24 protein-coding genes are annotated in these 24,367 nt (G+C 61.2%); 10 read left to right on the top strand and 14 right to left on the bottom strand.

The genetic code is table 11. The features are described 5' to 3' along the window. Position 1: 1 nt before the first annotated feature. Both BLV41_RS16145 and BLV41_RS16140 read right to left on the bottom strand, forming a co-directional pair. Positions 2 to 811, bottom strand: a complete 810-nt coding sequence (locus BLV41_RS16145; RefSeq protein ID WP_074712478.1) for an HAD-IIB family hydrolase — start codon at positions 809 to 811, stop codon at positions 2 to 4. Positions 812 to 858: 47 nt separating this feature from the next. Continuing rightward, positions 859 to 1,803 (bottom strand): carbohydrate kinase family protein, encoded by a 945-nt coding sequence (locus tag BLV41_RS16140; protein WP_074712477.1) that lies wholly within the window; start codon positions 1,801 to 1,803, stop codon positions 859 to 861. Positions 1,804 to 2,352: 549 nt separating this feature from the next. On the opposite strand from BLV41_RS16140, the gene BLV41_RS16135 reads away from it, so the two are divergent. From BLV41_RS16135 to BLV41_RS16125, 3 genes are all read left to right on the top strand, one after another. Then, on the top strand, positions 2,353 to 3,372 hold the full coding sequence (locus BLV41_RS16135) for a LacI family DNA-binding transcriptional regulator (RefSeq protein WP_074712476.1): 1,020 nt from the start codon (positions 2,353 to 2,355) through the stop codon (positions 3,370 to 3,372). A 100-nt stretch (positions 3,373 to 3,472) separates the two neighbouring features. Then, positions 3,473 to 4,576 (top strand): GTP pyrophosphokinase, encoded by a 1,104-nt coding sequence (locus BLV41_RS16130; RefSeq protein ID WP_074712475.1) that lies wholly within the window; start codon positions 3,473 to 3,475, stop codon positions 4,574 to 4,576. Positions 4,577 to 4,634: 58 nt separating this feature from the next. Then, the gene (locus tag BLV41_RS16125) at positions 4,635 to 5,609 is read left to right on the top strand and encodes a bile acid:sodium symporter family protein (protein WP_074712474.1); all 975 of its coding nucleotides are present in this window, start codon (positions 4,635 to 4,637) and stop codon (positions 5,607 to 5,609) included. A gap of 624 nt (positions 5,610 to 6,233) precedes the next feature. On the opposite strand, the gene BLV41_RS16120 is transcribed toward BLV41_RS16125, so the two are convergent. The 3 genes from BLV41_RS16120 to BLV41_RS16110 form a co-directional block, all read right to left on the bottom strand. Continuing rightward, positions 6,234 to 6,920 (bottom strand): response regulator, encoded by a 687-nt coding sequence (locus tag BLV41_RS16120; protein ID WP_044577763.1) that lies wholly within the window; start codon positions 6,918 to 6,920, stop codon positions 6,234 to 6,236. Between the two features lie 378 nt (positions 6,921 to 7,298). Continuing rightward, positions 7,299 to 8,531, bottom strand: a complete 1,233-nt coding sequence (locus BLV41_RS16115) for a histidine kinase (RefSeq protein WP_074712473.1) — start codon at positions 8,529 to 8,531, stop codon at positions 7,299 to 7,301. 48 nt (positions 8,532 to 8,579) lie between these two features. Next, complete coding sequence (locus tag BLV41_RS16110) at positions 8,580 to 9,599, bottom strand: proline racemase family protein (RefSeq protein ID WP_058945647.1); 1,020 nt, start codon at positions 9,597 to 9,599, stop codon at positions 8,580 to 8,582. A 274-nt stretch (positions 9,600 to 9,873) separates the two neighbouring features. Here BLV41_RS16110 and BLV41_RS16105 point away from each other — a divergent pair, with 274 nt between their 5' ends. After that, positions 9,874 to 10,146, top strand: a complete 273-nt coding sequence (locus tag BLV41_RS16105; protein ID WP_058945648.1) for a WXG100 family type VII secretion target — start codon at positions 9,874 to 9,876, stop codon at positions 10,144 to 10,146. Positions 10,147 to 10,286: 140 nt separating this feature from the next. On the opposite strand, the gene BLV41_RS16100 is transcribed toward BLV41_RS16105, so the two are convergent. Further along, positions 10,287 to 11,090 carry a substrate-binding domain-containing protein gene (locus tag BLV41_RS16100; RefSeq protein ID WP_074712472.1) on the bottom strand — a complete coding sequence of 268 codons (804 nt, stop codon included), beginning with the start codon at positions 11,088 to 11,090 and terminating at the stop codon, positions 10,287 to 10,289. Positions 11,091 to 11,180: 90 nt separating this feature from the next. Between BLV41_RS16100 and BLV41_RS16095 the strand changes: the two genes are divergently transcribed. Continuing rightward, a complete protein-coding gene (locus BLV41_RS16095; RefSeq protein ID WP_170835527.1) occupies positions 11,181 to 11,543 on the top strand; it encodes a DUF5997 family protein in 363 nt (120 codons plus the stop codon). 94 nt (positions 11,544 to 11,637) lie between these two features. Here the strand turns inward: BLV41_RS16095 and BLV41_RS16090 are convergent, their stop codons facing one another. The 3 genes from BLV41_RS16090 to BLV41_RS16080 all read right to left on the bottom strand — a co-directional run bounded on the left by BLV41_RS16090 (position 11,638) and on the right by BLV41_RS16080 (position 15,700). Next, complete coding sequence (locus tag BLV41_RS16090; RefSeq protein WP_074712471.1) at positions 11,638 to 13,167, bottom strand: APC family permease; 1,530 nt, start codon at positions 13,165 to 13,167, stop codon at positions 11,638 to 11,640. Continuing rightward, the gene (locus BLV41_RS16085) at positions 13,164 to 14,045 is read right to left on the bottom strand and encodes a universal stress protein (protein WP_074712470.1); all 882 of its coding nucleotides are present in this window, start codon (positions 14,043 to 14,045) and stop codon (positions 13,164 to 13,166) included. Before BLV41_RS16085 ends, BLV41_RS16090 begins: the two co-directional genes overlap by 4 nt. Before the next feature lie 272 nt (positions 14,046 to 14,317). Continuing rightward, positions 14,318 to 15,700: a flavin monoamine oxidase family protein gene (locus BLV41_RS16080; RefSeq protein WP_074712469.1), complete on the bottom strand. Its 1,383-nt coding sequence runs from the start codon at positions 15,698 to 15,700 to the stop codon at positions 14,318 to 14,320. A gap of 147 nt (positions 15,701 to 15,847) precedes the next feature. Between BLV41_RS16080 and BLV41_RS16075 the strand changes: the two genes are divergently transcribed. The 4 genes from BLV41_RS16075 to BLV41_RS16060 all read left to right on the top strand — a co-directional run bounded on the left by BLV41_RS16075 (position 15,848) and on the right by BLV41_RS16060 (position 19,355). Continuing rightward, positions 15,848 to 16,528: a TetR/AcrR family transcriptional regulator gene (locus tag BLV41_RS16075; protein ID WP_244516941.1), complete on the top strand. Its 681-nt coding sequence runs from the start codon at positions 15,848 to 15,850 to the stop codon at positions 16,526 to 16,528. 64 nt (positions 16,529 to 16,592) lie between these two features. After that, positions 16,593 to 17,018: a DoxX family membrane protein gene (locus BLV41_RS16070; protein WP_074712468.1), complete on the top strand. Its 426-nt coding sequence runs from the start codon at positions 16,593 to 16,595 to the stop codon at positions 17,016 to 17,018. Between the two features lie 106 nt (positions 17,019 to 17,124). Continuing rightward, a complete protein-coding gene (locus BLV41_RS16065) occupies positions 17,125 to 18,663 on the top strand; it encodes a stealth family protein (protein ID WP_083360833.1) in 1,539 nt (512 codons plus the stop codon). Between the two features lie 149 nt (positions 18,664 to 18,812). Then, positions 18,813 to 19,355 (top strand): DinB family protein, encoded by a 543-nt coding sequence (locus BLV41_RS16060; RefSeq protein WP_074712466.1) that lies wholly within the window; start codon positions 18,813 to 18,815, stop codon positions 19,353 to 19,355. A gap of 7 nt (positions 19,356 to 19,362) precedes the next feature. Here BLV41_RS16060 and BLV41_RS16055 read toward each other — a convergent pair whose 3' ends face one another. The 5 genes from BLV41_RS16055 to BLV41_RS16035 all read right to left on the bottom strand — a co-directional run bounded on the left by BLV41_RS16055 (position 19,363) and on the right by BLV41_RS16035 (position 23,500). Further along, positions 19,363 to 19,905 carry a mycothiol transferase gene (locus BLV41_RS16055; RefSeq protein ID WP_074713387.1) on the bottom strand — a complete coding sequence of 181 codons (543 nt, stop codon included), beginning with the start codon at positions 19,903 to 19,905 and terminating at the stop codon, positions 19,363 to 19,365. Between the two features lie 52 nt (positions 19,906 to 19,957). Beyond that, positions 19,958 to 20,593 (bottom strand): LutC/YkgG family protein, encoded by a 636-nt coding sequence (locus tag BLV41_RS16050; protein ID WP_244516940.1) that lies wholly within the window; start codon positions 20,591 to 20,593, stop codon positions 19,958 to 19,960. Continuing rightward, positions 20,590 to 22,119 carry a LutB/LldF family L-lactate oxidation iron-sulfur protein gene (locus BLV41_RS16045; RefSeq protein ID WP_074712465.1) on the bottom strand — a complete coding sequence of 510 codons (1,530 nt, stop codon included), beginning with the start codon at positions 22,117 to 22,119 and terminating at the stop codon, positions 20,590 to 20,592. Before BLV41_RS16045 ends, BLV41_RS16050 begins: the two co-directional genes overlap by 4 nt. Then, the gene (locus BLV41_RS16040) at positions 22,116 to 22,913 is read right to left on the bottom strand and encodes a (Fe-S)-binding protein (RefSeq protein ID WP_074712464.1); all 798 of its coding nucleotides are present in this window, start codon (positions 22,911 to 22,913) and stop codon (positions 22,116 to 22,118) included. The genes BLV41_RS16045 and BLV41_RS16040 overlap by 4 nt, the downstream gene beginning before the upstream one ends. Positions 22,914 to 23,044: 131 nt before the next feature. Further along, a complete protein-coding gene (locus BLV41_RS16035; protein ID WP_074712463.1) occupies positions 23,045 to 23,500 on the bottom strand; it encodes an Lrp/AsnC family transcriptional regulator in 456 nt (151 codons plus the stop codon). Positions 23,501 to 23,605: 105 nt separating this feature from the next. Between BLV41_RS16035 and BLV41_RS16030 the strand changes: the two genes are divergently transcribed. Next, positions 23,606 to 24,313 (top strand): LysE family translocator, encoded by a 708-nt coding sequence (locus BLV41_RS16030; RefSeq protein ID WP_074712462.1) that lies wholly within the window; start codon positions 23,606 to 23,608, stop codon positions 24,311 to 24,313. Positions 24,314 to 24,367 lie beyond the last annotated feature (54 nt).

Genomic DNA, 24,367 nt, shown 5'->3' with positions numbered 1-24,367 from the left:
TTCAGGCCAGGCGAAGCGCGGCCAGGCGGGACTCGATGACCTGGGCAACGCCGTCGTCCTCGAAGCGTGGAGCCACCAGGGCTGCGGCGGCCAGGGCCTGGGGATGGCCGCTGGCAAGGGCATACCCGGAACCTGCCCACCCCAGCATTTCTATGTCATTTGGCATGTCACCAAAGGCCACAACGTCGGCGGCGTCGATCCCGCGGGCCGCGGCGTACTCGGCCAGCGTGACTGCCTTGTTGACGCCGCGCGCCCCCATTTCCAGCAGGGCCAGATCCGGCGCTGAATGCGTCACGCCAATCAATACCCCGATGTGCGGGTAAACAAGCTCCAGGAATTCGTCGGCATTGCCGGTGTGGCGAACCGCGAGCATTTTTACGATGCCGGCGTCGGCTATCCCAGGGGTCAGGACGGCGGGCACCACGGAAGCGCTGCTGGCCGGGGTTCTGGAGCCAAAGAAGCCTTCTTCAACGTGGAGTCCGGTCAGCGACTCCAGCGCGAAATACGACTGCGGATCCAGCTCTTTGACAATTCCGCGTACCTTCTCAACCGTTTCCCACGGCAAGAGGTGGGAACCGAGGACTTTTTCGGCGCCCAGGTCGTAGCTCACGGCGCCGTTGGAACAGATGACGGTGCCCGCATGGCCCAGCTGCTCACGGATCGGTTCGAGCCAGCGCGGCGGTCGCCCTGTCACGAACACAATTTCAACACCGGCCTCGGCAGCGGCCGCGAACGCATCCACCGTGCGGCGGCTGATCCGGCCGTCGTGGCCCAAGATGGTTCCGTCAATGTCACTGGCAATTAAACGCATACCCAAGGCTATCCAACTTCGCGCCGTACGGCGGACGCGCGCTGTCGCTAGTCCTGCAGTTCGGCGCGGCTGGGTGGATTGGCGCCAGCCCTGGACACAGTGATGGCGGCGGCCCGTGCGGCATAGCCGATCACCTCGGAGAGCGTGTCGGTGCTCATGGACCGCAGCTCGGAACGGCGCTGGGCGCCATCGAGTTCACGGTCCACGAGGGTGGAGAGCAACGCTGCCATAAAGGAATCCCCGGCGCCTACGGTGTCGGCAACCCGGATGGGCGGCACCGCGCAGGAAACTTCGCCGGCGGCGCATACTGCCCACGGGCCGTCTCCACCCTGGGTGACAACCACGATGGCGGGGCCTTCCGAACCGCCAGTGGCAAGCCACGCGCGTGCCGATTCCTTAGGGTCAACGCCGGGGTACAGCCACGCCAGATCCTCATCGGAGGCCTTGACGACGTCGGCCAGGCGCACGAATTTCTCCGCCTGATCCCGGGCATAGGACACGTCGGCAATGATGCTGGGGCGGCAGTTGGGGTCATAGGCGATCGTGGCGTGCGGATGGGCCTGCACCACGGCATCCAGGACCTGTGCAGCCCCTGGCGCCAACATGGTGGCAATCGAACCGGTGTGCAACAAAGTTGTAGCTGCCAACATGTAGTTCGGTGCGGTTCCGGCGGCTCCGGCCCCCAGTTCCGGCAACGACCAATCCAGATCAAATTCGTAGGTGGCCGCGCCATCTGCGTCGAGCACGGCCCGGGCAACGGAAGTAGCTTGCGAATCGGCAGCCAAGGGAACCATGACGCCATTGGCGTGAAGATGACCCGCCACCATGTCTCCGTAGGCGTCCTGGCCAAATCGGCCGAGGAACTGCACAGGATGGCCCAATCGAGCCAAACCCACCGCCACATTCATGGGGCTTCCGCCTACGTGAGGCACAGGGTCCTGCCCCATCCGCACCACTTCATCAATCAACGCTTCACCAATAACAGTCAACATGGCACCATCTTAAGGCCAGCTACAAGGGCAAGCCGTTCAAAAGAGCACGGCGGTGACCAACCCTCCCTCATCTGAAAGATGCTTCTAGCCAGGCCTGATGCAGATCTCACTCGCTGGATCAGGTTTTCGATAACATGAAGTTTCAGGCACGTTCTTTCAAGTGATTCCGCTCTCACCGGGGCCGCTTTTCAGCTGTAATGAGTTCGGTGCCATGGGAAATTGCAAGCCCAAGGGCACCAAATTCGCCGTTCCACTCTAGGGTGCCCCGGTAGAGGCCATTGCTGAAGGGCCACACGAAGAAGTCTTCATCCTTCGAAAGGTTGCGCTTTTGTGAAGAGCACTTGTCACATTGTGACGGACTTGACCGCGAGGCCCGGTGAGCTGACGGGCATTGAGGCACTCGCCCTGGTCCGCCGTCGTTTTTTACGTGGTCACCATCAAGGGCAGGGAACTCTCCAGGTCTTGGCGCTGTGGCGGTTGGGGATGGCGCTCAACCTCCACAGTCCTAGCTACAGTTCTTGACATGACCTTTGCAGCTTGGAACAACAAATGAGCAACCCACCCACACGTCCTCCCAGCATCCGTGATGTTGCTGGGATTGCTGGGGTTTCACCGCAAACCGTCTCGCGGGTGCTAAATGGTCATCACAGTCTGCGGCCGGCCACACGGGATCGCGTGCAAGCTGCCATAGGCCAGCTTGGATATCACCGTAATTACGCGGCCCGAAGCCTCTCCACGGGGCGGACTCAAATCATTGGTCTGGTCCTCTTCAACACCGATTCTTACGCACGGTCCACTGTTGTCAGCAGTATTGAATTAGCAGCGGCTCAACTGGACCATTCGGTCATTTGTGCGCCCATCTCCTCCATGAATGACCACGCCATCGAGACTGCCGTGCAGGGGCTCGTGGATCGTGGCGCCGACGGCATCATCCTTGCTGTTCCCATGATCCGCTCGAGCCCTGTCGTAGAGCGGATCGGCACCACGACGCCGATCGTCACCCTTGACGGCTCGCGAACCGAGTCAAGTGAACTGCTTGTCATCGATCAGGCCCTCGTCGCGGAGCTGGCCACGCAACACCTTTTGGACCTTGGCCATGAGACGGTGTGGCATCTGGCCGGCCCACAAAACTGGATCGAAGCTTGCGACCGCAGCGAGGGCTGGCGGACCACCTTGGAACGGGCAGGAAAGGCTGCACCTCCGGAGCTGCAGGGCGATTGGTCGCCTGCATCGGGGTACAAGAATGGGCTCATTGCGGCCCGCATCCCTGATCTGACGGCAATGTTCGTCTCGAGCGATGAGATGGCCTTCGGATTGATTCGCGCACTTCATGAAAGCGGCAAGCGAATCCCACAGGACATCTCCATCGTCAGCGTCGACAACGTCGCACTGGCCGAATTCAGTTACCCGTCGCTGACCACAGTTGCTCAACCGTTCAAGACGATCGGCAAACTGGCCGTCCAACGGCTCCTGCACCGGCTGGATCCTGCAAGGAGTGAGCTGCCCCCGGTCACCTTGGTTCCGGAGCTGATCGTGCGGAACAGTACCGGGGCACCACCGGCGCCGTGACACCGCCAACGACCGCATGGAACAGAAGTTAATCGAGAATTTGTGTCACAGTCGGCGGTGCTGCTCGCATCCGGCCTGCTCGGGCGTTTAGGCTCGGGTAATGGGTAGCAACTGGGATCGTCTCGATGAATCACTGCGTCCGGCGGTCAGCGCCTCAGTGGCAGACTATGAGCGAACACGGCCTGCCCTGGAAAAGGTCACCGCTGAGATGGAGTCTCTGGTCCGGGAGATTTTGTCCGAAGCCGAAGACAAACCGCTTTTCGTCACGAGCCGCACCAAGACCGTTGAGTCCTTTAGGGAAAAGGCGTCCAGGATGGTGGCCGAACCGGATGCTGCTCCGACCCTGCTGTTCCCTGAACCTCTACGCAACCTGACCGACATGGTGGGCGTGCGCGTCATCACCACCCTGCCGGGGGAGAACGCCGAAGCCGCCAACCTGATCAAGCGCAAGCGGAACATCTTCGACTGCCGCGGCGATACAGAGAAGGATATTGGTTCCATTGAATCCGGCACCTACGGATATTCCAGCCGTCATTTGATCCTGCGCACGATCCAAAATGATGTGGTCCGCGGCTACCAGGAGCTGCTCGATCCCGAGAACAAGCCCAATGGCAGCTACTTTTTCGAGTGCCAAATTCGCACCATTTTTGCCCATGCATGGAGCGAAATTGAGCACGATATCCGTTTCAAGTCTCAGGATCCGCGCGCGTGGAGCCCGTACTTTGACAGGCAGTTCACGGCCACCGCTGCCATGCTGGAGACCGTCGAATCGGCGTTTTCCGAGCTCCATGACAGGTATGAAACCGTCACAAGCTATTGGGACGCCGACGGCGAGGGCAAGGTTTCGCTGACGCCCAACCGGATCAAGGCCGTCTGGCAGACCTTGCTGCCGCACGTTGACAGGAAGGCCGACGACGATTGGGGCTGGGCTGCCGAGCTGGTCGCAGCACACGGGCTGGGCAAAACAATGGACTTGGCGGCCTTGCTGCAACCGGAAATCATCTCCAACGTCCGTAAGGCGCTGGACCATAGGTACTCCCCCGGCCCCGACCGGCTGCTCGATGACCTGCTGCTGTGGCAGTTCGGCGAAAAACACATCGACCTGACGGCGGAGGAAGTTTCATTGGAGCAGACTCCACGCCGTGACAGCCTGGTTCGTCGCCACCAGCAGATGCAGCGCTACCGCAAGGCCCAGGGGTTCTAAGCTGTTGCACATAGTGGACTGATTCGGTCACGTGGCCGGCAAGGTGCAAGATTATTAGGTGCCTCAGTCAACCATTGCAACGTCAAAGACCACAGAACCCGCCCCGGCAGACCGGACCGCTCTGATCGCCGTCACCGTTTTCCCGCTATTGGTGGTTGTCGCCGGCGTCCTTGGATTCTTGCTACCGGGCGCTTTCAAGCCCATGGCTCCATCCGTGCCATATTTGCTGGGGATCATCATGTTCTGTATGGGGCTCACGCTGACGCTGCCCGATTTTACGGCCGTGGCTAAGCGCCCGTGGGCCGTAGCCCTGGGCTTGTGCGCCCACTACATCATCATGCCCGGGGTTGGCTGGCTCATCGCCATGGGACTGCATCTGACCCCGGAACTGGCCGCCGGCGTCATCCTGGTGGGCTGCGCACCAAGCGGCACAGCCTCGAACGTGATGGCTTTCCTCGCCAAGGGTGATGTGGCCTTGTCAGTTGCCGTGGCTACCGTATCCACACTCATTGCACCCATCGTCATGCCGGCCTTGACGCTCTTCCTTGCCGGTTCCTTGCTCAATGTTGACGCCGGCGCCATGATGGTCGACATCCTCAAGACCGTCCTCGTACCCGTCATCGCGGGGTTGCTGGCACGGCTTTTCCTCAACCGCCTGGTGAATTTTGTTCTCCCGGTGCTGCCCTGGATTTCAGCCGTGGTCATTTCCGTCATTGTGGCCATTGTGGTGGCCGGATCTGCGTCCAAGATCGTTGCAGCCGGTGGCATAGTTTTCCTTGCAGTCATCCTGCACAACGGTTTCGGGCTGGGCCTTGGTTACCTGGCTGGAAAGCTGGGACGCCTCGATGCCAAGGCACGCCGAGCCCTCGCCTTCGAGGTCGGCATGCAGAACTCGGGGTTGGCCGCGACCTTGGCCACGGCTCATTTCTCGCCTCTTGCAGCATTGCCCTCTGCCGTATTTTCCGTCTGGCACAACATTTCCGGAGCCGTTGTGGCCGCGTGGCTGGCCCGCAAGCCGCTTACGGAACGCTAAATCGCACCGGTGCGGCTCCTTCTGGAACTGCACGTTACGAAAAACATTTGGAAACACAAAAACGCCCCTCCCACCGACGGCCGGAAAACCAACGGAGGGAAGGGCGCTCGTGTGTCAGCCCGATGCCACGGCGCGCAGCAACAACTGCGACACGCGAGAGGGTGAATTATGGGCGTCCCCCAACACTTCCGCTGATCGTTTGATCATCACGTTGAACGCCCAAAGGGGGCAGGCTCGTTCCGCCGGGGCGCCGAACCAATGATTTTGGTGGTTTCTAGCACCACCGGAGACCGGCAAAGCTGCACGGCAAGTACCAAACGCCGTACGTCGAGGCTACGGAACCAGAATTCATAACCTGGGAGGTGGCTGTAGTGGTTGAGACAGTTTCATCGCCTGTGCTGGCCGACGCCGGAGAAAGGCCGGGAGACAAAATGAGACCTACTGCAATGACTGCCGTAACACCCGCAGTGACAAAAGGTGATTTCATGACAGGAGCCTTTCAACGGGGTGAGCATGGCCCACCGTGGCGTGGATGATCCCCAGCATAAGTCTCAGGCGCCGCAAGGTATACAGGCAGAGCACAACTCACCCCCTATCCTTTTGGACAGTCTTTTTATCAGCCCCCTACGCCACGACCCCCGTTCTAAGCGCCGTGATCACCAATTGCAGACGGTCGCGGGCATCAAATTTCCTGCCCAAACGGACAAGATGGTACTTAACAGTGGACTCGGAGAGAAAGAGCGCAGCTGCGATTTCGCTATTGCTGCGCCCCTCACAAAGTAGCCGCAAGACATCGGTTTCCCGATCCGAAAGATCGATGTCAGGGCGGGGCCTGCGGGCAGGCAGACTCTTGCGAACATCTGCGACAAGGAGGTGGGTCACAGCAGGATCTATCGGGCAGTCACCGGCGTGGACTTCCCGCACGGCGGCAACGATTCGCCCTGGCTCTGCGTCTTTGACAACGTACCCGCTGGCTCCTGCAATCAGGGCTGCTTTGAGGTAGGTGTCGGAGATATGCCCAGTCACCACCAGGATTCGGATCTCTGGGATCTGGGCCACGATCTTCCGAATGGCGGCAATGCCGTCCATAACGGGCATCTGAATGTCGATAAGCATGACATCCGGGTGGTACTCGTGCGCGAGGCGGACAGCGTCAGCGCCGTTCTCGCCTTCACCCACCACCACTAAGTCTGCAGCCTGGGACAAATAAGTCCGCAACGCCCCGCGCACGAATTTTTCATCGTCAACAATGATCACGTCGATTGGATCTGACGTGGCAATAAGCTCGGTTTCTTCAGCGCTCACACTCATGTTGACAGTCTACGTACTCGGAATCAGACTCCGAATACAGGAATGGTGCCCGTTGGCCAGATGCCGGGTGTCTTTGACGCCCCGGGCTGTGCCTTACGACCAGTGCAAGATACGCGTAAAGCCTTCATCGTCTTCTCCTTCGGACTGGTTTGGCGAGATGCTCGGTGATGCAAGCAGATTGTTCAGTGCCCCTACCGCGCTCTTCTGACGCTACGGACTCGAGCGCGCAGTCAGCAACATTTCTGATGCAATCTAGCCAAATGGACAGGGCCCTTGTGGCTAGAATCGGCAAAATCTGTCCACACGGACAAGACAAGTGGACAAGCCTGGGCCCTGGTGCATCGGCTCCTGCGTCTGAGAAGAATCAGGCTTCACAACTTAGTGGAGCGTTTCACGCCTCTTGAACGGCAGCACTGCCCGAACAGTCCAGTAGCCGCGCTGCTGCCCGGCTTCGAGGGTCCCACCCAGGCGCGATGTCCGCTCCCGCAGCCCCACCAGCCCGGTGCCAGAAACTGGCAGCCTGGGCCTGCCCGAGGTCACCCGGTTCCTGATCGAGAGCTCTAAACTGTCCTCGTGCACGTCTACGGAGATTTCACAATCGGTGCCGGCCCCAGAATGTTTTGCAACATTGGTGGAGCTCTCCTGCAAGATTCTAAGAACTGTGGAACGCAGGCCGTTTGGGGTGCGGTCCAAGTCTCCGGAGGTGGTGACCACCGTCGGAAACCCGAGGCCACTGAGCCGTTTCTGCGCATCGGCCACACTCTGGCCAAGGTCGATTGTTGCCGAGCTGGGCGCAACTTCGGCCTCCATGGAAGGCAAAACCGGAGGATCGTCGGCTCGTATGGTCTGCAGGAGACGGCGCAGGTCATCTAGCGAGTTGCGCGCCATCTGGCCAATTTCACTTAGCGCCCGGTGCTGTTCCCCTTCTTCTTTGGAGAGGGTGCCCAAGTTTGCTTGAACTGCAATCATGGTTAGCCCGTGGGTAACCACATCATGGAGTTCGCGGGCCAGTTCCGTGCGCTGATTGAGCGCCGCTTTCGCCGCAACCTCTTCGGCCGCCATCTGAGCACGCGCTGTTTGCAAGGACCGTTCGCGCTGAAACTTCACGGCCAGTCCCGGCGTCACGAGCATCAAGGTAGCAGGGAAAAGTCCCCAGAGCCCAGCCGGTCCCAAGGCTGAGATGCCCGTGGTCCACGCCATCTGCCACACCAAAAAAGCGCCAACTATGACCACGAGCCCGCGTACAGAAACCCGGTAGGCAGCAACCGCGAGCGCCCCGAATGCCAGGAGGATCGCCCCGCCGGGTGCCTCTTGGGGATACATGGTGACCAACAACAGCACAAAGCCATAGGGTGCCAATTTGGGCAGGAAGGCCAACGCCATCCACAGGCCCAAGTAGGCAATGGTTCCGGCAAGCACCCACCATGGGTGGTCCCCCGTTGGGCCCGTCATGATGAACAGGCGAACATCGTCAAAGGCAGAAATTGTGACAAATAAAGCCATCACGAACGCAACCCACGACGGTATGGGTGAGGTGCCAAGCGTGAGGACCTTGGCAATGGATAAGTGCCGCCATCCTCGGTTGCGGCGCTTCTCGGTGCTGTGTTCCATGCCAGTACTGCCTTTCATCTCAGCACTGCTAGATAATCAGCGTGCAGTTCACCGGAGCACAAACCCCAGTCCCAATTCATCGTCGGCGTCCAGGGTAAACTTCCCCTCACCTACTGGGAAGGCGCGGCCACTGACTTCTACAACCAAGCCGCCACCGGGTCCATGGACCTGGTCTACAACACGTGCCGCAAAGCGCGAATCTATCATGGAATAGTGCTCAAGCACCTCGCCCTCGGCCAGCTCACCGGAATCGCTGAGCAAGGCAACACGGGCAGCGGTCCCGGACCCACTGGGTGATCTGTCCACCTGCCCGTCGGCAAATACACTCACATTTCGTTGGGCCAGACCGGGGCCGGAATGCGCCACCGGCTCGTGAAAGATGGTCCCGAAGACGCCGGACAATCGCGAATCGGCCTGGTGGTGCACGGCTTGCTCGTTGGCTAAACCTGCTGCCACTTGGTGCCCTGCGGCAACCACCTTTGCCAGGTTCGACGGCGTGACCTCCAGACCCGCCGCGGCAGCAGGAAGCGAGGCGTACAGTGCGCCACTCCACGCCAGGTCTACACGCAACCGGCCAAAGTCTGCCGTCTTGACCTCGATGTCCCGGGCCACCACATATGAGGGCACATTGTGGAAAGCGACCTCGGCAACCTTTCCCCCGGCCATCATCACCCTCGCGGTGACCCGCCCCGACGGGGTGTCAATCACCACGTCCGTTTCGCCGTCGTCCGGGGCCCGGACCATGCCGCTGCGAACGGCCCAGGTGCCCAGCGCCATGGTCCCGTGGCCGCAGACCGTGGAGAATCCTTCACGATGCCAGAACAAGGCCCCAAAATGGGCGCCGGGATCGTTAGGCGGCACAATGAACCCGCCGTACATGGCGGCGTGCCCCCGCGGTTCGTTTACGAGGAGTTTTCGGATTTTGTTGGCGTCGCCCGTCATGGCGTGCTCGCGACGCTCCAAGGCTGTAGCACCGTCGATTGTAAAGGGCAGCGCAGGAACAATCCGGAAGGGCTCCCCCGCCGCGTGGTAGTCAAAGGTCTCTATTTCCCACAGTGCCGATTTCATGGCCGCGCCTCCTTTTCGGGCCGGCAATCCCTGGCATGAATGGGTACCGTGCCCCTGCCGTCAATATGGCACGGCCCCCATGGACTGTCAATGATTCCGAAGGCCAGTGGAGGCGTCACAATGGCATGGGCAGTCCTACATGGGTAGCCCACCCCATCGACGCCTTGGGCCGGGGCGGGATAGATTCTTAGTAATCGCTCAGCCGGAATCTCCCGGACAGGGTGACACCGGAGCGGCAACGCCGCAACAACACTTTTAGAAAAGGATGTGCATCATGGCAGGTGGAATGATTGGTAACGATCCCGCAGACATGGCGGATTTGGTCTCCAAGCTTGGACAGGCGATCGATCAGATCACCCAGGTGATGTCGACCCTGGACAGCAAGGCTCAGTCTGTTCGCTGGGAAGGCCCCGACGCCAACAACTTCAAGGGAAGCCAGTGGCCCACCTCCAAGAAGCAGCTGGCCAACGTTGTTTCCGATCTTGGCCAGGTCAAGACCTTGGTGAACAAGCAGAAGCAGCAGCAGATCGACACCTCTGCACACTGATCACCAACTCCTCCCAATGCCGGGTCGCTAGCGACCCGGCATTGGGGGCCCTCGGAGTTGTGGGCCCAGTGTCCCAACAAAAAACGCCGGTTTCCGCATGATGCGGAACCGGCGTTTTTGTTGTTCAAGTTGTGCCGCACTTAGCGGCGGCCGCGCTTTTGCGCCCTGGCCTTGCCGCCGGGGCGACCGCCTCCGCGCAGATTGGAACCAGCAGACTTGCCCTTGCCCGCAGCGGTGCGGGCCGGCGTCGAACCTTTGGCAACTTTGGCACCCTTTTTGGGGGCAGCATCCTGCTTGGCCTGAACGGAAGGCTGGCGGGAGCTGTTGGCGCTGCGGCCGCGGACTACACCGACAAACTCCTGAATGACAGCTTCGTCTTCTTCAGGCAGTGGGTAGAAAGAGTCGATCCAGGCCAACGCGACGGTGGTCTGCGCCACGCCATGAAGCAGTCGCGAGCGCAGGGTCTTGCGGCTGAAATGGCGACCCACGGACATGGGCAGAATGAGGATGCCAAGGCCGGCTTCAACTAGGTTCAAGGCTTCCTCTATCGAGGCCATGGGCGGCAATGGCTTGCGGGTTCCGGCCGCGATTTCGGTGGAAATATCCCGCCATTCCGGGAAATCATCCGGGTCGGCGAGAAGGTATTCGTCCGCCAGGTCTTCCACGGCGAGCTCGTCAAACGCCGCGATGGGATGGTCCTTGGGTGCCACTACAACGGAGAGTTCCTCATAGAGGGGAATCACGTGCAATCCAGTCTTGTCCACTGGCAGGCGCACGAACGCCATATTGACCTCGCCGGCGCGCACGGCATCCAGCTGGTGGGATTCGGGAACCGGCTTCGCCACGAGGGGCACGCCGGGCATGCGCTCCTCCCAGCGGTGGATCCACTTTCCGGGGGTCACACCCGGGACAAAGGTCACTGTAAGTTCGCGGGATTCAGACACCTGTTTACCCTAACGCACCCTTTTGCCCTAAACTACCGCGCGCGCACCGGTACCCTTAGAGATATGAGCATTAAACCTTCCCCCCAAGCAATGAAATCCGCCACCGCGGCCAAGAAGCTGGGCATCCACCTGCCCGCAGCTCCCGTGGAATTCCAAGAGAACGCGATCAGCCGGGAGGAATTCAAGGTTTTGCAGGAAACTCCGCCGGCCTGGCTGGAGGATCTGCGCCGCAACGGACCGCACCCGCGCCCCGTCATTGCGCAGAAGTTGAACATCTCCATTGGCGGCCTGAACCGGTCCAACATCACCGAGCCGCTCACCAGTGCGGACATCACCGCACTGCTGCAGGCACCCCCTGCGTGGTTGGTTGAGGAACGCGCCGTTCACGCCAAGGCCCGCGCCGAGGCCCAGCTGGCGAAAGAGCGCGAAGCAGCTCGCCGCCCGCAGAGCTAAACCCACGTACGGCAAAAATGCCGCTGTTCGTGCTAAATGCCGCCGTTGCAACGGCGGCATTTAGCACGAACGGCGGCATTTTCCGTATGGCCCGTTACGGGTTGTAGATCTGGCTGGCCCGGCTGAGCACCTGGCCCTTGAAGAATTCCGGATGGCGCCAGTTCATGATCAACATCAGAACCACGCCAAGCAGGATCACCCCTGCGCCGAGGATAAAGACCAGGCCTAGACCACCAATGTTGGAGCCCGAGCCGTAATCAGGATCCATGGAGTCGTAGGCGGTCTTGAAGAACATGACCAACAAGATGACCCCACCCACAAGTGGTGCCAGGAACTTGAAGAAGAAATTGCGGGCTCCACGGAATGCCTCTGCGCGGAAGTACCAAACGCAGGCCAGCGCCGTGATGCCGTAGTAGAAACAAATCATCATGCCCAGGGCTGTGATGGTGTCCCAGAGGGCATTTTCCGAGAGCGTGCGGGTAATCACATAAAAAGCTGCCGCTGCGACTGCTGCTGCGATGGTTGCGTAGCTCGGTGACTTGTACGTGGGACTGATCTTGCCGAAGCTCTTGGGCAAGGCGCGGTAGTGCCCCATGGACAACAAGGTCCGAGCCGGCGACACGAAGGTCGACTGCAGGGACGCCGCCGACGAGCTCAAGATGGCCAGGGACATCAGAATCGCGAACGGGCCCATGACCGGTCCGGCCAGGACAGCGAAAATGCTGCCTTGGTTTTCCGGGTTTCCGGCGCCCAGCCCCTCGGTGCCAATACCGGCAAACGCCAACGTGGCCAGAGACACCGTCATGTAGATGGCCATGATGACGAGGATCGTTACGGTGGCTGCACGGCCCGGGGTCTTCTCGGGATTTTTGGTTTCCTCATTCATGGTCAAGGTGACATCCCATCCCCAGAAAATGAAGATCGAGAGGGAAACACCCGCCGCAAACTGAGAGAACGATTCAACGGCAAAGGGGTTGAACCAGTCGGCCGTGATGGTTGTGGCATCAAAGGCCGTGCCATTGGCAACATGGGCGAAGGCTGCGATGGCAAACCAGCCCAGCACCAAGAGTTGGAACGCCACCAAAACGTACTGGAACGTCTTGGTGGTTTCCATTCCCCTGTAGGAAATCCAACAGGCCCCAGCGATGAAGACCAAAGTGGTGGCGATGTTCAGCGGCAGCACAGTTGTCAGGTCTGCCAGGGAATCGTTGCTGAAGATTTGCGCGAGCATCAAGTAGAAGAAGTCGACGGCTACTGCGGCCAGGTTCGACAGCACAATGATGGTGGCGGCAATGAGGCCCCACCCGCCCATCCAGCCAATCCAAGGGCCAAAGGCGCGCGATGCCCAGGTGAAGGACGTTCCGGCGTCCGGCATGGCGTTGTTCAGTTCCCTATAGCCCAACGCCACCAACAGCATGGGGATGAACCCCACAATGAAAATGGCCGGCAGGTGCACGCCCACCTCAGAAACTGTTGGCCCTAGCGCGGCGGTCAGCGTGTAGGCCGGGGCGATGCAGGAAACGCCAATCACGACGGCGCCAATCAGCCCCACCGACCCGGCCTTCAGGCCCTTTTCGCTCAAGCCACGATCAGCGGCATTCACGGCCGTTTTTGGTGTGCTCACTTCGTCACCTCGTTGGTAGGGAATTCAAAATTGCGGGGCACCACAATCATGGGAACTGGCAGGGCCCGCAGGATTCGGTTGGCGGTGCTGCCCAAGAAGATGGATTTGTTCTGGGCCAGGCGGCTGGAGCCAATCAGCAGGATCTCGCCCTTCTTCCAATTCAGCCCGTCCACAGCGTCCTCAATGGTCCGCCCATGACCAACAACGACGTCGATCTCGGGTTTGTCGAGGTCGGCCGCGGCCAGGCCTTGGCTGGCTTCCGCAACGCTGCGCAGATGGGCGCGCGCTTCCTCGATACTGGCTGTTGCATCACCTTGGCCCAGGGCTACGAGCGAGACGAGCCGCAGTGGCAGGCAACGGCGTTTGGCCATCTCGAGCCCGGTGCGCAGCACGTCTTCAGCCCCGGCCCGGGTACCAAGCGCGCAGGTCAGGCGCGTGATGGGATCCGTGCGGCTATAGCCCGAAGGGGCCAGCACCACAGGAACCGTGGCGGCGTGCAGCAGGGCGCTGGCCACAGAGCCGATGGAGAAGCGCTTGAACAATCCTGAGCTGCTGGCCCCGATGACCAGCAGCTCAGCCCCCAATTCCTCGGCAGCAGCTATCAGGGCTTCCGCCTCTGATTCTCCGCGGCGAATGTGGGCCTGTGCCGGGACGTCGTCCGGGACTAAGGCCAGCCCCTCATCGATCCAATGTGAAATCTGCTCGGCCAGAATGTCACCAAACCCGGCCACAGGCGGATAAACCCCGTTGTAGGGCGAATCCTCGGGCATCACCATCACCAAATCCAGGGAAGCACCCTGCCTGCGGGCCAGCGCCACGGCCAGGTTGACGGCATCGCCGCCACGGGCATTGGCCGCATATCCAACTACATACCGCATAGGGTCCTCCTCAGGACGTCTGTGTCATGGTGCTTGTCCCGGCTGCGAACGGCCGGGTCACTCGCGGGCAGTAAGATTTCCTCGGTCGCTGAGCGACCTTGAAAATCCATCCCCGCTCCGTGGCCCACCCGCCCGCAGCTGGCAGATTATGGCTGGGGCTGCAGTGCCGGCATTTTTTGTAGGCGACGTAAAGGAGACGCCAAGGGCCGCCCGCGGCCGACGCGTCGGATAGTCGCCGGAAAAATGCCGGACTGCCGCCCATGCCCACGGTGTTACCCCAGCTCTGCGATCAGCTTCGCGGCGGTGAACTGGCCCATGCGGACTGCGCCGTCAACGTGCTGGTAGCCCTCGGCGGCGAGGTCGGAGCAGGACCAGTGGATGGGTCCAACGGGGGTGAGCTGGTCGGGGCCGTAGCGGTGCAGGCCGCCGAGGTCGTAGCTGGAGGCGTAGGCGCCTCGTGTCCATTCTTCGGAGCCCCAGTCGGATTCGTAATAGACAACCGGTTCTGCCGCGGCGTCGCCGAGGAATTCGGCCAGGGAGGCCGTGATTTCCTTCTTGCGCTGCTCGGCTGTGAGAGTGAAGGCGTAGTCGGCCTTTTCGTCGGAGATAAAGCCAACGAGTGTGCCGCGGGGGTCCTCGTGGTTGGTGTTGTCGTACACCTCCTGGACCAGAGAGGAGGCGCTGAAGCCGGTGCCGGAGAGGCCGTCTGCACGCCAGAACGGGGTGTCGTAGACGGCGTGGACCTTGATGACCAGGCCCAGCGACTGGTGCTGGTGCATCTGGTGCTGGCGACGCGGCAGCGGCGGGTCAAAGGACACGCGGCTGTACAGGTTTGGCGGCACGGCCATGACCACGCGCTTGGCGGTGACGGTGGCGCCGTCGGCAATCACGGTGGCGCGGTAGCCGCCGTCGTTCTCTTCCCAACGGACGGTTCGGGCCGGAGAGTTCAGGATGACGTCCTCGCCCAGTTCAGCGGCAATGGCGAGCGAGACGCCCTGCATGCCGCCCACAACGCGCTTGTCGAGGATGAAGTTGTCATCCACCAGGTTGGAGAAGGAACCCGCCGAGGAGGCCATGAACACGGCCTGCAACGCGGAGAAGGCGTGGGCCGGCTTGGTGAGCATGCCGCCGGCGATGAACAGGCCAATGTTGTTGCAGGCCTCCTCGTCGCTGGACTGGGTGCGCAGCCAGTGGTGGAAGGAAATGATGTCGAGTTCGCGGGCCTGCGGGTGGTCCCAGGGCTTTTCGGGGTCCATGAGGGCCGCGAGTGCGTCGAGGGTGTCGATGAGCTTGTTCATGGCCGCTTCGGTGTCCGCGGAGACGGGGAACATCTCGCCCGTGTAGCGGGTGCGGGTGCCGTCGGGGGCAACGTAGACGCTGTCGCCGTCGCGGTAGCGGGGGTACGTGTCAAGGCCGAGCTCCCCGAGGAGTCCGATCAGCGCGGTCTGGTCTGGCGAGACCCACTGGCCGCCAATTTCAAGCCAGGCGCCGTCGATCGTGTTGGACCAGGTGCGCCCGCCAACACGATCGCGCGCCTCGATGACGGCCACGCTCAGGCCGGCCTTTTTCAGCTCGCGGGCTGCGGTCAGCCCTGACGGTCCGGCGCCGATGATGACGACGTCGCGGTCGATTGACTGATTTCCTGCCGATGTCATGTTTCCCTCTCATGCGAAGCATTGGTGACCCGCTTCACTAAATGAATGTCGTTCATTTAGAATAGACTGTAATGGACATCACCACCGCCCGTAAAGGGCTGACCGAAAAATCTTGCGCCTTGTTTGCGCCGGAAAGGGGAGCTGGCCTTGGCCGAGCCCGTAGAGCCGCACGCACAAGCACGACGCCGGGCAGGTCGCCCGCCGCGGGCACTGCTCAGCTCCGCCCGGATCACCAAGGCTGCGCTGAAGCTGGTCAGCCACGACGGCTACAAAGGGCTGACCATGGCGGCGCTTGCGAGGTCATTGAACGTGGCACCTTCGGCCCTGTACAACCACGTGCAGTCCAAGCAGGACGTACTGCTGCTCGTGGAGGACCACCTCATGGGCCGCGTGGACGTTTCCGCCTTCGCGCTGGAACCTTGGGAAACAGCCGTAAGCACCTGGGCGCGATCCTACCGGGACGTCTTCGCCTCACACTTGCCGCTGATACCCGTCATTGCACTGCTGCCGGTCACCAATGCCCCGGCAACCGTCACGATGTATGAGGCTGTCACCGTAGGATTCTTAGCGGCGGGCTGGCCACCAGAATCGGTCATCGACGCCGTGGTGGCACTGGAATCGTTCATCTACGGATCCGCCTACGACGTCAATGCCCCAGCCAATATCTTCGACGCCGGCGAACTGGCACCCCAGGCGCCAAACTTCAGCTCCGCCGTCGAACGTCGAGGTGCACGCGCTGCCACGCGAAATGACGCCGACGCGGCGTTTGAAGTGGGCCTAAAGGCAATAATCGCGGGACTCGCCGCGACGCTGGGGCCACGGGACTAGCCATGACTGGTTCGCAACCCTAGGCTGAAACAACAATCGCCGCCACGACGCACGGGAGTTCACCATGGGATTCAGCATCAGCAACGCAGCACTTCGCCTTGTCTCGGGAGGGTTCATCCTCAACTCCGGCATCAACAAACTCAACCTTCCGGCGGAACACGCAGCCGGCTTACAGGAAATGGCCCAACGCGCAATCCCGCAGGTGGGCCATCTGAAGCCTGAACAATTTGGCAAGTACCTAAGCTACTCCGAGATCGGCCTCGGCGCCCTGATCCTCACACCATTCATTCCCAGCCGCCTCGCCGGGCTGGCCCTGGGCGCCTTTTCTGGCGGCCTTGTTGCCACCTACCTCAAGACGCCGGGCATGACCGAGGCCGACGGGGTCCGCCCAACGGTTGCCGGCACACCTCTGGCCAAGGACTTCTGGCTGGCCGGGATCGCTGTTGCCCTGCTCTTCAATCGAAAGCGCGCCGCCAGCAATAGCCAGTAGCAGCTGGTCAACCCACGCGTCCACCCGAGCCGAACAGGAGGCCGCCTTGTCCACGCCACCCAGTCGCCGCTCCAAGGGCTCGTCGCATCTCCACAGGCCCTTGGAGATGTCACCGGGGGCGGAAGCAATTCTGGCTCGGGAAGATGTGGTTTTACACCGAGGGAGGTTGGCGCTGGTCAATGGCGCTGCCCGTTTTGGTGCCCGGAGTGCACCACAGACACCGCATGAAGCCATGGTGGCCGACCTCCTCTCCATTCGGAGCATCCTCGAAGAGCATTCGATCGACTATCTCTTGGTGCGCGGGAACGATCTTCGCCCCGTGCTGGCCATTGACGCGTTGTTGCGTGAGGATCTCCAGCGGGCGCTGGCGGAGGGATTCGACAATGAACCGTTCTATGCCCGCAGCGTCGACACCAGGAAGTCCACCGTGCTGCTGGCTGACGGGTCATTGGCCAGATCGACCAAGACGCGCATCATGCGGCTGTTCCGGCCGCGGGTGGACCCGGTGGGTGGCCTCTACTTTGGCGCGGCGTGGGGCGTCCAGCTCGAGCTCTGGTCCTTTTCCGAAGACGAGATCGATCTGCCACTGGAAAATTCACTCACCCGGCGCAGGATCGACCGCACGGATGCCGCCCGCAGCTCGGTTGAACTTTACGGACTCCATTGGCCCACCATCGAGAACATGTTCATCGACCATGTCTTTGATATCCGCTTTGACATTGACATGGTTTTTTCCTGGGTGGACGGCAGCAGCGCCGAGTACCAACAAGCCCGGCGGGCCCTTGAAGCAGATGCAGTTCTTGGCGACGGCGACGATCATGAATCACGCTTCCGTCAGGTTGATGAGTTGAAATATGCGTTACGTTCCGTGTATATGTTTGCCCCGTGGGTCAGGCGCATCTTCATTGCCACGGACTCCCCCGCGCCAGCTTGGCTGGCAGCTCACCCTAGGGTCACTCTGGTGCGCAGCCAGGAGCATTTTGCGGATGCTTCAGTGCTGCCAACGCACAACTCCATGGCAGTGGAATCGCAATTGCATCATATTGAGGGCTTGTCCGAACACTTCTTATATTCCAATGACGACATGTTCTTTGGCCGGCCCATCTCCCCGGATATGTTCTTTACTGCAGGCGGAATCACCCGCTTCATGCTTTCGCCCAACAGGATTGGCCTTGGTGAAAACGAGGCCGAGCGGAGCGGCTTTGAGAACTCAGCCCGCGTCAACCGCAAGCTCTTGTGGGACCGTTTCGGGGCCTTCACCACGCATCATCTGGAACACAGCGCCGCACCGCTGCGCAGATCCGTACTGAGGGAACTGGAACAAGAATTCACGCCGGAATTTTCCGCCACTGCGGCCAGCACCTTTAGGGCCGCCAGCAATATCTCCGTGACCAACTCGCTTTACCATTACTACGCCCTGCTGACCGGCCGAGCCGTCATGCAAAAGGATGGCAAGGGCATCTATGTCGACACCTCCAACACTGCCGGATTGGCCTCGCTTGAACGGATCCTGGCCCAACGAAGCGCCGATTTCCTATGCCTGAATGACGGCAGCAATGGCGATGCCAGCCCATCGCGGCGACGTGAAATCGTCACAGACTTTCTGGAGAAGTATTTTCCATTCAAGGCACCCTGGGAAAAGTAGGCCGAGGCGCCTAAGCATCCATCAACCCTTGCCGCCCACATCCGGTGCCGTCTAGTTTGGGTGGTGAAGCCACTCCACATCCGCCAAGGCTTGAACTGCACGCGAGGATCCCCTCCCGGACCAATTCTGGAGCCACAAAGGAACCCATCATGGATATAACCTCCAAACCGTCCACCGGTGAGCTCGTCGACATTGTCGCGATGCTGGCAGATCAACGCAACACATTTCTCATCCCTATGCGCGGCATCTCAGAAGAACAATCCCGGACCCGCAGCACCACAAGCCAGCTAACCCTAGGCAGCCTGGTCAAACACGTTGCTTCAGTAGAGGCCAGCTGGATCAAGACCCTCCAGGAAGCCGATGAAGACGCGGTCTTCAACATGGACGAGGGCCTGGAATCCCATACTGTGCATCCCGAGGAAACTTTTGAGAAGTTGCTGCAAAACTACCAAGCCGGGGCGAACACCACGGCCGAGGCGATTGCCTCGATCGAGGATCTTGACCTCCTGATTCCGCTGCCCAGTGCACCATGGCAGTCCGGACGGGAGTATTGGACGGTGCGCAGAATCTTGCTGCACATTCTGCGTGAAACGGCCCAACACAGCGGGCATGCGGACATCATCCGAGAACAGCTCGACGGCGCCAGCACCACCCTGACCATGGGAGCCGATGCCGGAATGAACTTCGACTGATGCACCGTCATAGCAACGGCAGTCGGTCCTGGGAACGTTTTGGCAGCGCTTCGGAAAGGCCCCTGACATAGCTGGCTTGTCCGCCATGCTGGGCACAGTCGTCGATGATGCTGACGAGCCGAACGCCAAGAGTTACTGGAGGGTCCCATCGAGTATCCACAACCCTGTCCAGATCGGAATCCTCAAGGGCACCGGCAAATTCAAGACTCCGCGCCAGCACCGCGTCGTGGTAATTCTCCAGCAGCACGGTTGACGCGAAGCGAACAGCGTCAACCTGATGGGCAGAGTGCCCGTAGCCCGTGTCGGCCGGACTAAGCTCCAACCCAAAGCGCTCGGCATATTCACCGACACGCCACACCGATTCCGTACCAGCTGCATCAGCAATTTGCTCGTCCTGTATGCGGCACAAATGCCACACCAGCCACCCGATGGAGTTACCTGTTCCACTGGGGCGCCAATTCATCGCGTCCGCGTCCAGCCCGTCCAAGACACCCAAAACGATCGTGTCGATCCTGCCAAATGCATCCACCAACAACTCCGAAGACCTCATGCCAGCCATGTTTCCACGGCAGGCGAAACTTGGGAACCTTTGGGGTGGACCGCTACGTCAGGATGATGACGTCCAGCGTGCGCGGACCATGGACGCCCTCGACGCGTTCCAGCTCAATATCACTCGTGGCACTGGGCCCGCTGATCCAGGTCTGTGGTCGCGTTGCTTCCAGCCGAGCAATCGCCTCCGGAAGCACCTCCACGATTTGTTCCGAACGCAGGATGCAGATGTGCCTGTCCGGGACCAGCGAGATCACTCGCCTGCCCTGATCGGCACTGCCGTCGAGCATGATGGTGCCCGTCTCCGACACTGCCACCGCCGCTGCCGTCACCACGGCCTCCACGGCATCCAGCTCGGCGGTGGCAAGGCGCGTATCCGGTGAGTCGACGTGCACTACCAGCGTCCCGGCGTCGTTCTTCACCTCGGAAAGCCACTCTTGGGGCAGTCCGTGCGGCACCACAATCGAGGAGCTGCCGGCCAGCAGTTCAGCCAACTTGGCGGGCACCTCCGCGGCGGGCGTGACAAACACGTTGGCCTTGTAATCCACCAACCGGTCCACGAGCTGATCGAGCCGCTGCTCCGCCGTCATGTCTGAACTCCGGCGGTAGTCCCGGGGCACCTCGGGGGTCCCCGGGGCGTCGCGCAGGGCCGACTTGATCCTGTTCATGATGTCCTCGCGGGCGCTCACGGCTGCTCCCCTTCACTATTTGTGGAAGCCGGCACGACGGCGGCACCCGGCTTGTGTTCCTTGTCCCACCACGTGCGGAACGATTGGGCGGGCGGGGCTGGAATGTCCCGGCTCTGCGTCCAGCCGGCGGCGATGCCCGGTAGCTTCTTGATGACCTTGCTGCGCCCGGCTGCAAGCTTTCCCAGGGGCAGACCTTTTTCCAACAGGTTCAGGTGCGATCCGCTGGAAAATGCCCACTCGGCCCCCTTCATCATGAGGTCCATCTGGGAGGGCACCTTGAGCTTGGCGCGCTTGGAATCCACGTCCTCGCCGCGCAGGTGGACAAGGATTTCGGGGATGTTGATTTTCACGGGGCAGGCGTCAAAGCAGGCGCCGCACAGTGAGGAGGCGTAAGGCAGCGAACTGTTTTCTTCGCTCTTGATGCCCGTCATGAGTGGGGACAGGATGGCGCCAATGGGGCCCGGGTAGGTGGAGCCGTAGGCGTGTCCGCCGGTGCGCTCGTACACGGGGCAAACATTCATACATGCCGAGCAGCGTATGCAATTTAGCGCCGTTCGGCCGTATTCATCGGCCAGGGCTGCGGCCCGGCCGTTGTCCAGCATGACCAGGTGCACGTTCTGCGGGCCGTCACCGGGGGTGACGCCCGTCCACAGCGAAGTGTACGGGTTCATGCGTTCACCCGTGGAGGAGCGCGGCAGCAGCTGCATGAACACCTCGAGGTCGCTCCAGGTGGGCAGCAGCTTTTCAATGCCCATGACGGTGATGAGGGTTTCCGGCAGGGTCAGGCACATGCGGCCGTTGCCTTCGGATTCAACCACTGTCAGCGTGCCCGTGTCAGCCAGGCCAAAGTTGGCCCCGGAGACTGCCACCTTGGCGGAGAGGAACTTCTTGCGCAGGTGCTTGCGCGCGGCCTCGGCCAGGCGGGCCGGCTCATCCGTAAGATTCGGATCCACCACAGGCATTTCGCGCAGGAAGATCTCACGGACCTGACTGCGGTTCTTGTGGATGGCAGGGACCAGGATGTGGCTGGGCTTGTCGTGGTCAAGCTGCACAATAAGCTCGGCCAGGTCGGTCTCGTAGGCGGCGATGCCCTGCTCTTCCAGGTATTCGTTGAGGCCGATTTCTTGGGTGGCCATGGATTTGACCTTGACCACCTCGGTTTCCCCGGTTTCCCGGATCAGGGCGGTGACAATCTCGTTGGCCTCCTGGGCATCGCGGGCCCAGTGAATGATTCCGCCACGGGCTGTGAAGTTGGCCTCGAACTGCTCCAGCAGGGCTGGCAAGTTCGCCATGGTGGCGTCCTTGATGGCACTTCCGGCGTTGCGCATGTCCTCCCAGTCGGACAGCTCCGCCACAACTTTCAGGCGCTTGTCCCTGATGGTGTGGGTTGCATGGCCCAGGTTGGCTCGCAGCTGGGTGTTGGCCAGTTCGCGGTGCGCGGCCTTGGGGAACGGTTCGGTGGCGTTGAGGTTGCCATGGCCGTAGACGGGGAGGGCGGGCATGCCCAGAAAGGTGTTGTTGCTCATCGCTTGCTCCCTGCCAGTTTGACTGAGCCATTGACGGCGGCTGGCTCTTCGAGCGTGCTGGCCAGGATCTCCGCGAAATGCAGGGTCCCAACCTCGCTCCCCTGCCGGGAAAGCCCACCGCCAATGTGCATGAGACAGCTGGCGTCGCCGCCGGAGCATAGCTCCGCGCCGGTGCTACAAATATTGGCTGCCTTGTCTGCGTTCATGGCACTGGAAACGTCCGCGTTCTTCATGGAGAAGGTGCCGCCGAATCCGCAACATTGATCAGCCTCGGGAAGTTCCACCATTTCAATTCCACCAACGCTGGCCAGTAGGTTCAGTTGCCTGTCTTCCAAGCGCAGCAGCCGCATGCCGTGGCAGCTGGGGTGGTAGGTGACCTTGTGCGGGAAGTGGGAGCCCAGCTGCTCGGAGGCGTTGGTGATGCCCAGGACGTCAGTCAGCAGCTGGGACAGTTCGTAGGTCTTGGCACCAACAGCGGCGGCCCGGGCTTCCAGCTTGGCATCACCACAGCGGCGCGCCACCATCTCATGCTGGTGTTTCACGCTGGCGACGCAGGACCCCGAAGGCGCCACGGCGACGTCGTAATCTTCCGTGTCAAAGGCCCGCACATGGTTGGCAACAACGGCACGGGCTTCCTTGAAGTAGCCGGAATTCACGTGCATCTGGCCGCAGCAGGCCTGCCCGGGAGGGAATACAACTTCGTGCCCCAGCCGCTCCAGGATCGCCACAGTGGCCTGTGCGGTGCGTGGATACATGGCGTCAACGATGCAGGTGGCAAAGAGCGCAATTTTCATGGTCACCACTGTAGGGCAAAACGCGGATGATGTGGACTGACCACACCCTAAGTTGCCGAATTCCTGTCCCTGCAAGGGACAATGGCTGCCTTGTTACGCCTGACTTCGACGCGAATTTGGCAGGACAGGAGCTAGAGCGGCAGGCCAGCGCTGGGCTTGAGATTCTTCATGACCAAGGTGGAGCGCAGGCGCAGAACGCCCGGGAGACTGGTCAGTTCGGTGTCGTAAAACTTTTGGTAGTCATCGAGATCCTTGGTCACGACCTTCAGAATGTAATCCGGATCGCCAAAAAGGCGCTGGGCGGATGTAATGCGGCGATTGCCAGACACCTCGGCTTCGAATTCATCGATCGTGGCGCGGTCCACCTGGGCCAACGAGACAAAGACCAGTGCCTCAAAACCCAGTCCCACGGCCACCGGATCCACGATCGCCCGGTACCCGCTAATGACACCCGAGCCCTCCAAGTCCTTCAGGCGGCGATGGCACGGCGCAACCGTCAGCCCAATCTCCGCGGCAAGCGCCGTGGCGCTCATGCGTCCATCATTTTGGAGGGTGCGCAAAATTTCTTTATCAATTGCATCAATCACGCAATTAGTTTATCGCCACGGCCCGGATTCGGGGTCAAAAAGGTAAGCACTTCTTGCAAATGTTTCCCTAAGCTTGCCGTAGCCCAACAACCCGGCAGGAGCATCATGGAACCGCAGGCCCTCACGGGATTCCTCATCGTCGCCATCACCTTGACCTGCACGCCAGGTCCGGACTGGGCATTCGCCATTGCTGCGGGCCTTGGGCGTCGCAGCTTTGTCCCCGCCGTGGCTGGGTTGTGCAGTGGCTACGTCCTGCACACGGTCTTGCTGGCGGCGGGCATCGCCGCACTCATGGCGGCTATCCCCAGCCTGCTGCTGTGGTTGACCGTAGCGGGCGCCATCTACCTTCTGTGGCTGGGGTTCGTGACCACCAAGTCCTGGCGCGGAGCGGGTTTCGTAACCGTGGGGCCTAACGGCGAAATTCCCACTGCAACCACTGCTGGGACGGTCGCCGCCCCGGACGCCTCCCGCTCGGCGTGGGGATCCTTCCTGCAGGGATTCGGAACCAGCAGCATCAATCCGAAGGGACTGCTGCTCTTCGTAGCCCTGACCCCGCAGTTCATCAAGACCGATGCGGCCTTATCGGTGCCGCTGCAATCGGCAATTCTCGGCCTGTCCTTCGTTCTGTCAACGGCCGTTATCTACACACTGGTGGCCGCAGGCTCGCGAAAGCTGCTGCGTTCGCGACCCGGTGCAGCCCGCGGCGTAACCCTCTCCAGCGGCATCATCATGTGCGGACTCGGAGCCGTGCTGCTCATTGAACAGATCGGCCCGGTAACCGCGGCCGCTCGTCAGCTTTCCGCCCTGGCCTAGCGAGGACGCCGCGGCGTCGCCGACCGCGAAGACGGGGCCAACCCGCGAGAACGG

The sequence above is a fragment of the Arthrobacter alpinus genome (genome assembly GCF_900105965.1).
GTDB lineage: Bacteria > Actinomycetota > Actinomycetes > Actinomycetales > Micrococcaceae > Specibacter > Specibacter alpinus.
The sequence above is the reverse complement of the archived record's forward strand: the minus strand, read 5'-3'. Positions and strand labels throughout refer to the sequence as shown.

Bases quoted from the DNA above. Each gene is read 5' to 3' on its own strand.
- BLV41_RS16145 (WP_074712478.1), bottom strand. From the start codon at position 811: ATGCGTTTAATTGCCAGTGACATTGACGGAACCATCTTGGGCCACGAC.
- BLV41_RS16140 (WP_074712477.1), bottom strand. From the start codon at position 1,803: ATGTTGACTGTTATTGGTGAAGCGTTGATTGATGAAGTGGTGCGGATG.
- BLV41_RS16135 (WP_074712476.1), top strand. From the start codon at position 2,353: ATGAGCAACCCACCCACACGTCCTCCCAGCATCCGTGATGTTGCTGGG.
- BLV41_RS16130 (WP_074712475.1), top strand. From the start codon at position 3,473: ATGGGTAGCAACTGGGATCGTCTCGATGAATCACTGCGTCCGGCGGTC.
- BLV41_RS16120 (WP_044577763.1), bottom strand. From the start codon at position 6,920: ATGAGTGTGAGCGCTGAAGAAACCGAGCTTATTGCCACGTCAGATCCA.
- BLV41_RS16115 (WP_074712473.1), bottom strand. From the start codon at position 8,531: ATGGAACACAGCACCGAGAAGCGCCGCAACCGAGGATGGCGGCACTTA.
- BLV41_RS16110 (WP_058945647.1), bottom strand. From the start codon at position 9,599: ATGAAATCGGCACTGTGGGAAATAGAGACCTTTGACTACCACGCGGCG.
- BLV41_RS16105 (WP_058945648.1), top strand. From the start codon at position 9,874: ATGGCAGGTGGAATGATTGGTAACGATCCCGCAGACATGGCGGATTTG.
- BLV41_RS16095 (WP_170835527.1), top strand. From the start codon at position 11,181: ATGAAATCCGCCACCGCGGCCAAGAAGCTGGGCATCCACCTGCCCGCA.
- BLV41_RS16085 (WP_074712470.1), bottom strand. From the start codon at position 14,045: ATGCGGTATGTAGTTGGATATGCGGCCAATGCCCGTGGCGGCGATGCC.
- BLV41_RS16080 (WP_074712469.1), bottom strand. From the start codon at position 15,700: ATGACATCGGCAGGAAATCAGTCAATCGACCGCGACGTCGTCATCATC.
- BLV41_RS16070 (WP_074712468.1), top strand. From the start codon at position 16,593: ATGGGATTCAGCATCAGCAACGCAGCACTTCGCCTTGTCTCGGGAGGG.
- BLV41_RS16065 (WP_083360833.1), top strand. From the start codon at position 17,125: ATGTCACCGGGGGCGGAAGCAATTCTGGCTCGGGAAGATGTGGTTTTA.
- BLV41_RS16060 (WP_074712466.1), top strand. From the start codon at position 18,813: ATGGATATAACCTCCAAACCGTCCACCGGTGAGCTCGTCGACATTGTC.
- BLV41_RS16055 (WP_074713387.1), bottom strand. From the start codon at position 19,905: ATGAGGTCTTCGGAGTTGTTGGTGGATGCATTTGGCAGGATCGACACG.
- BLV41_RS16045 (WP_074712465.1), bottom strand. From the start codon at position 22,119: ATGAGCAACAACACCTTTCTGGGCATGCCCGCCCTCCCCGTCTACGGC.
- BLV41_RS16040 (WP_074712464.1), bottom strand. From the start codon at position 22,913: ATGAAAATTGCGCTCTTTGCCACCTGCATCGTTGACGCCATGTATCCA.
- BLV41_RS16030 (WP_074712462.1), top strand. From the start codon at position 23,606: ATGGAACCGCAGGCCCTCACGGGATTCCTCATCGTCGCCATCACCTTG.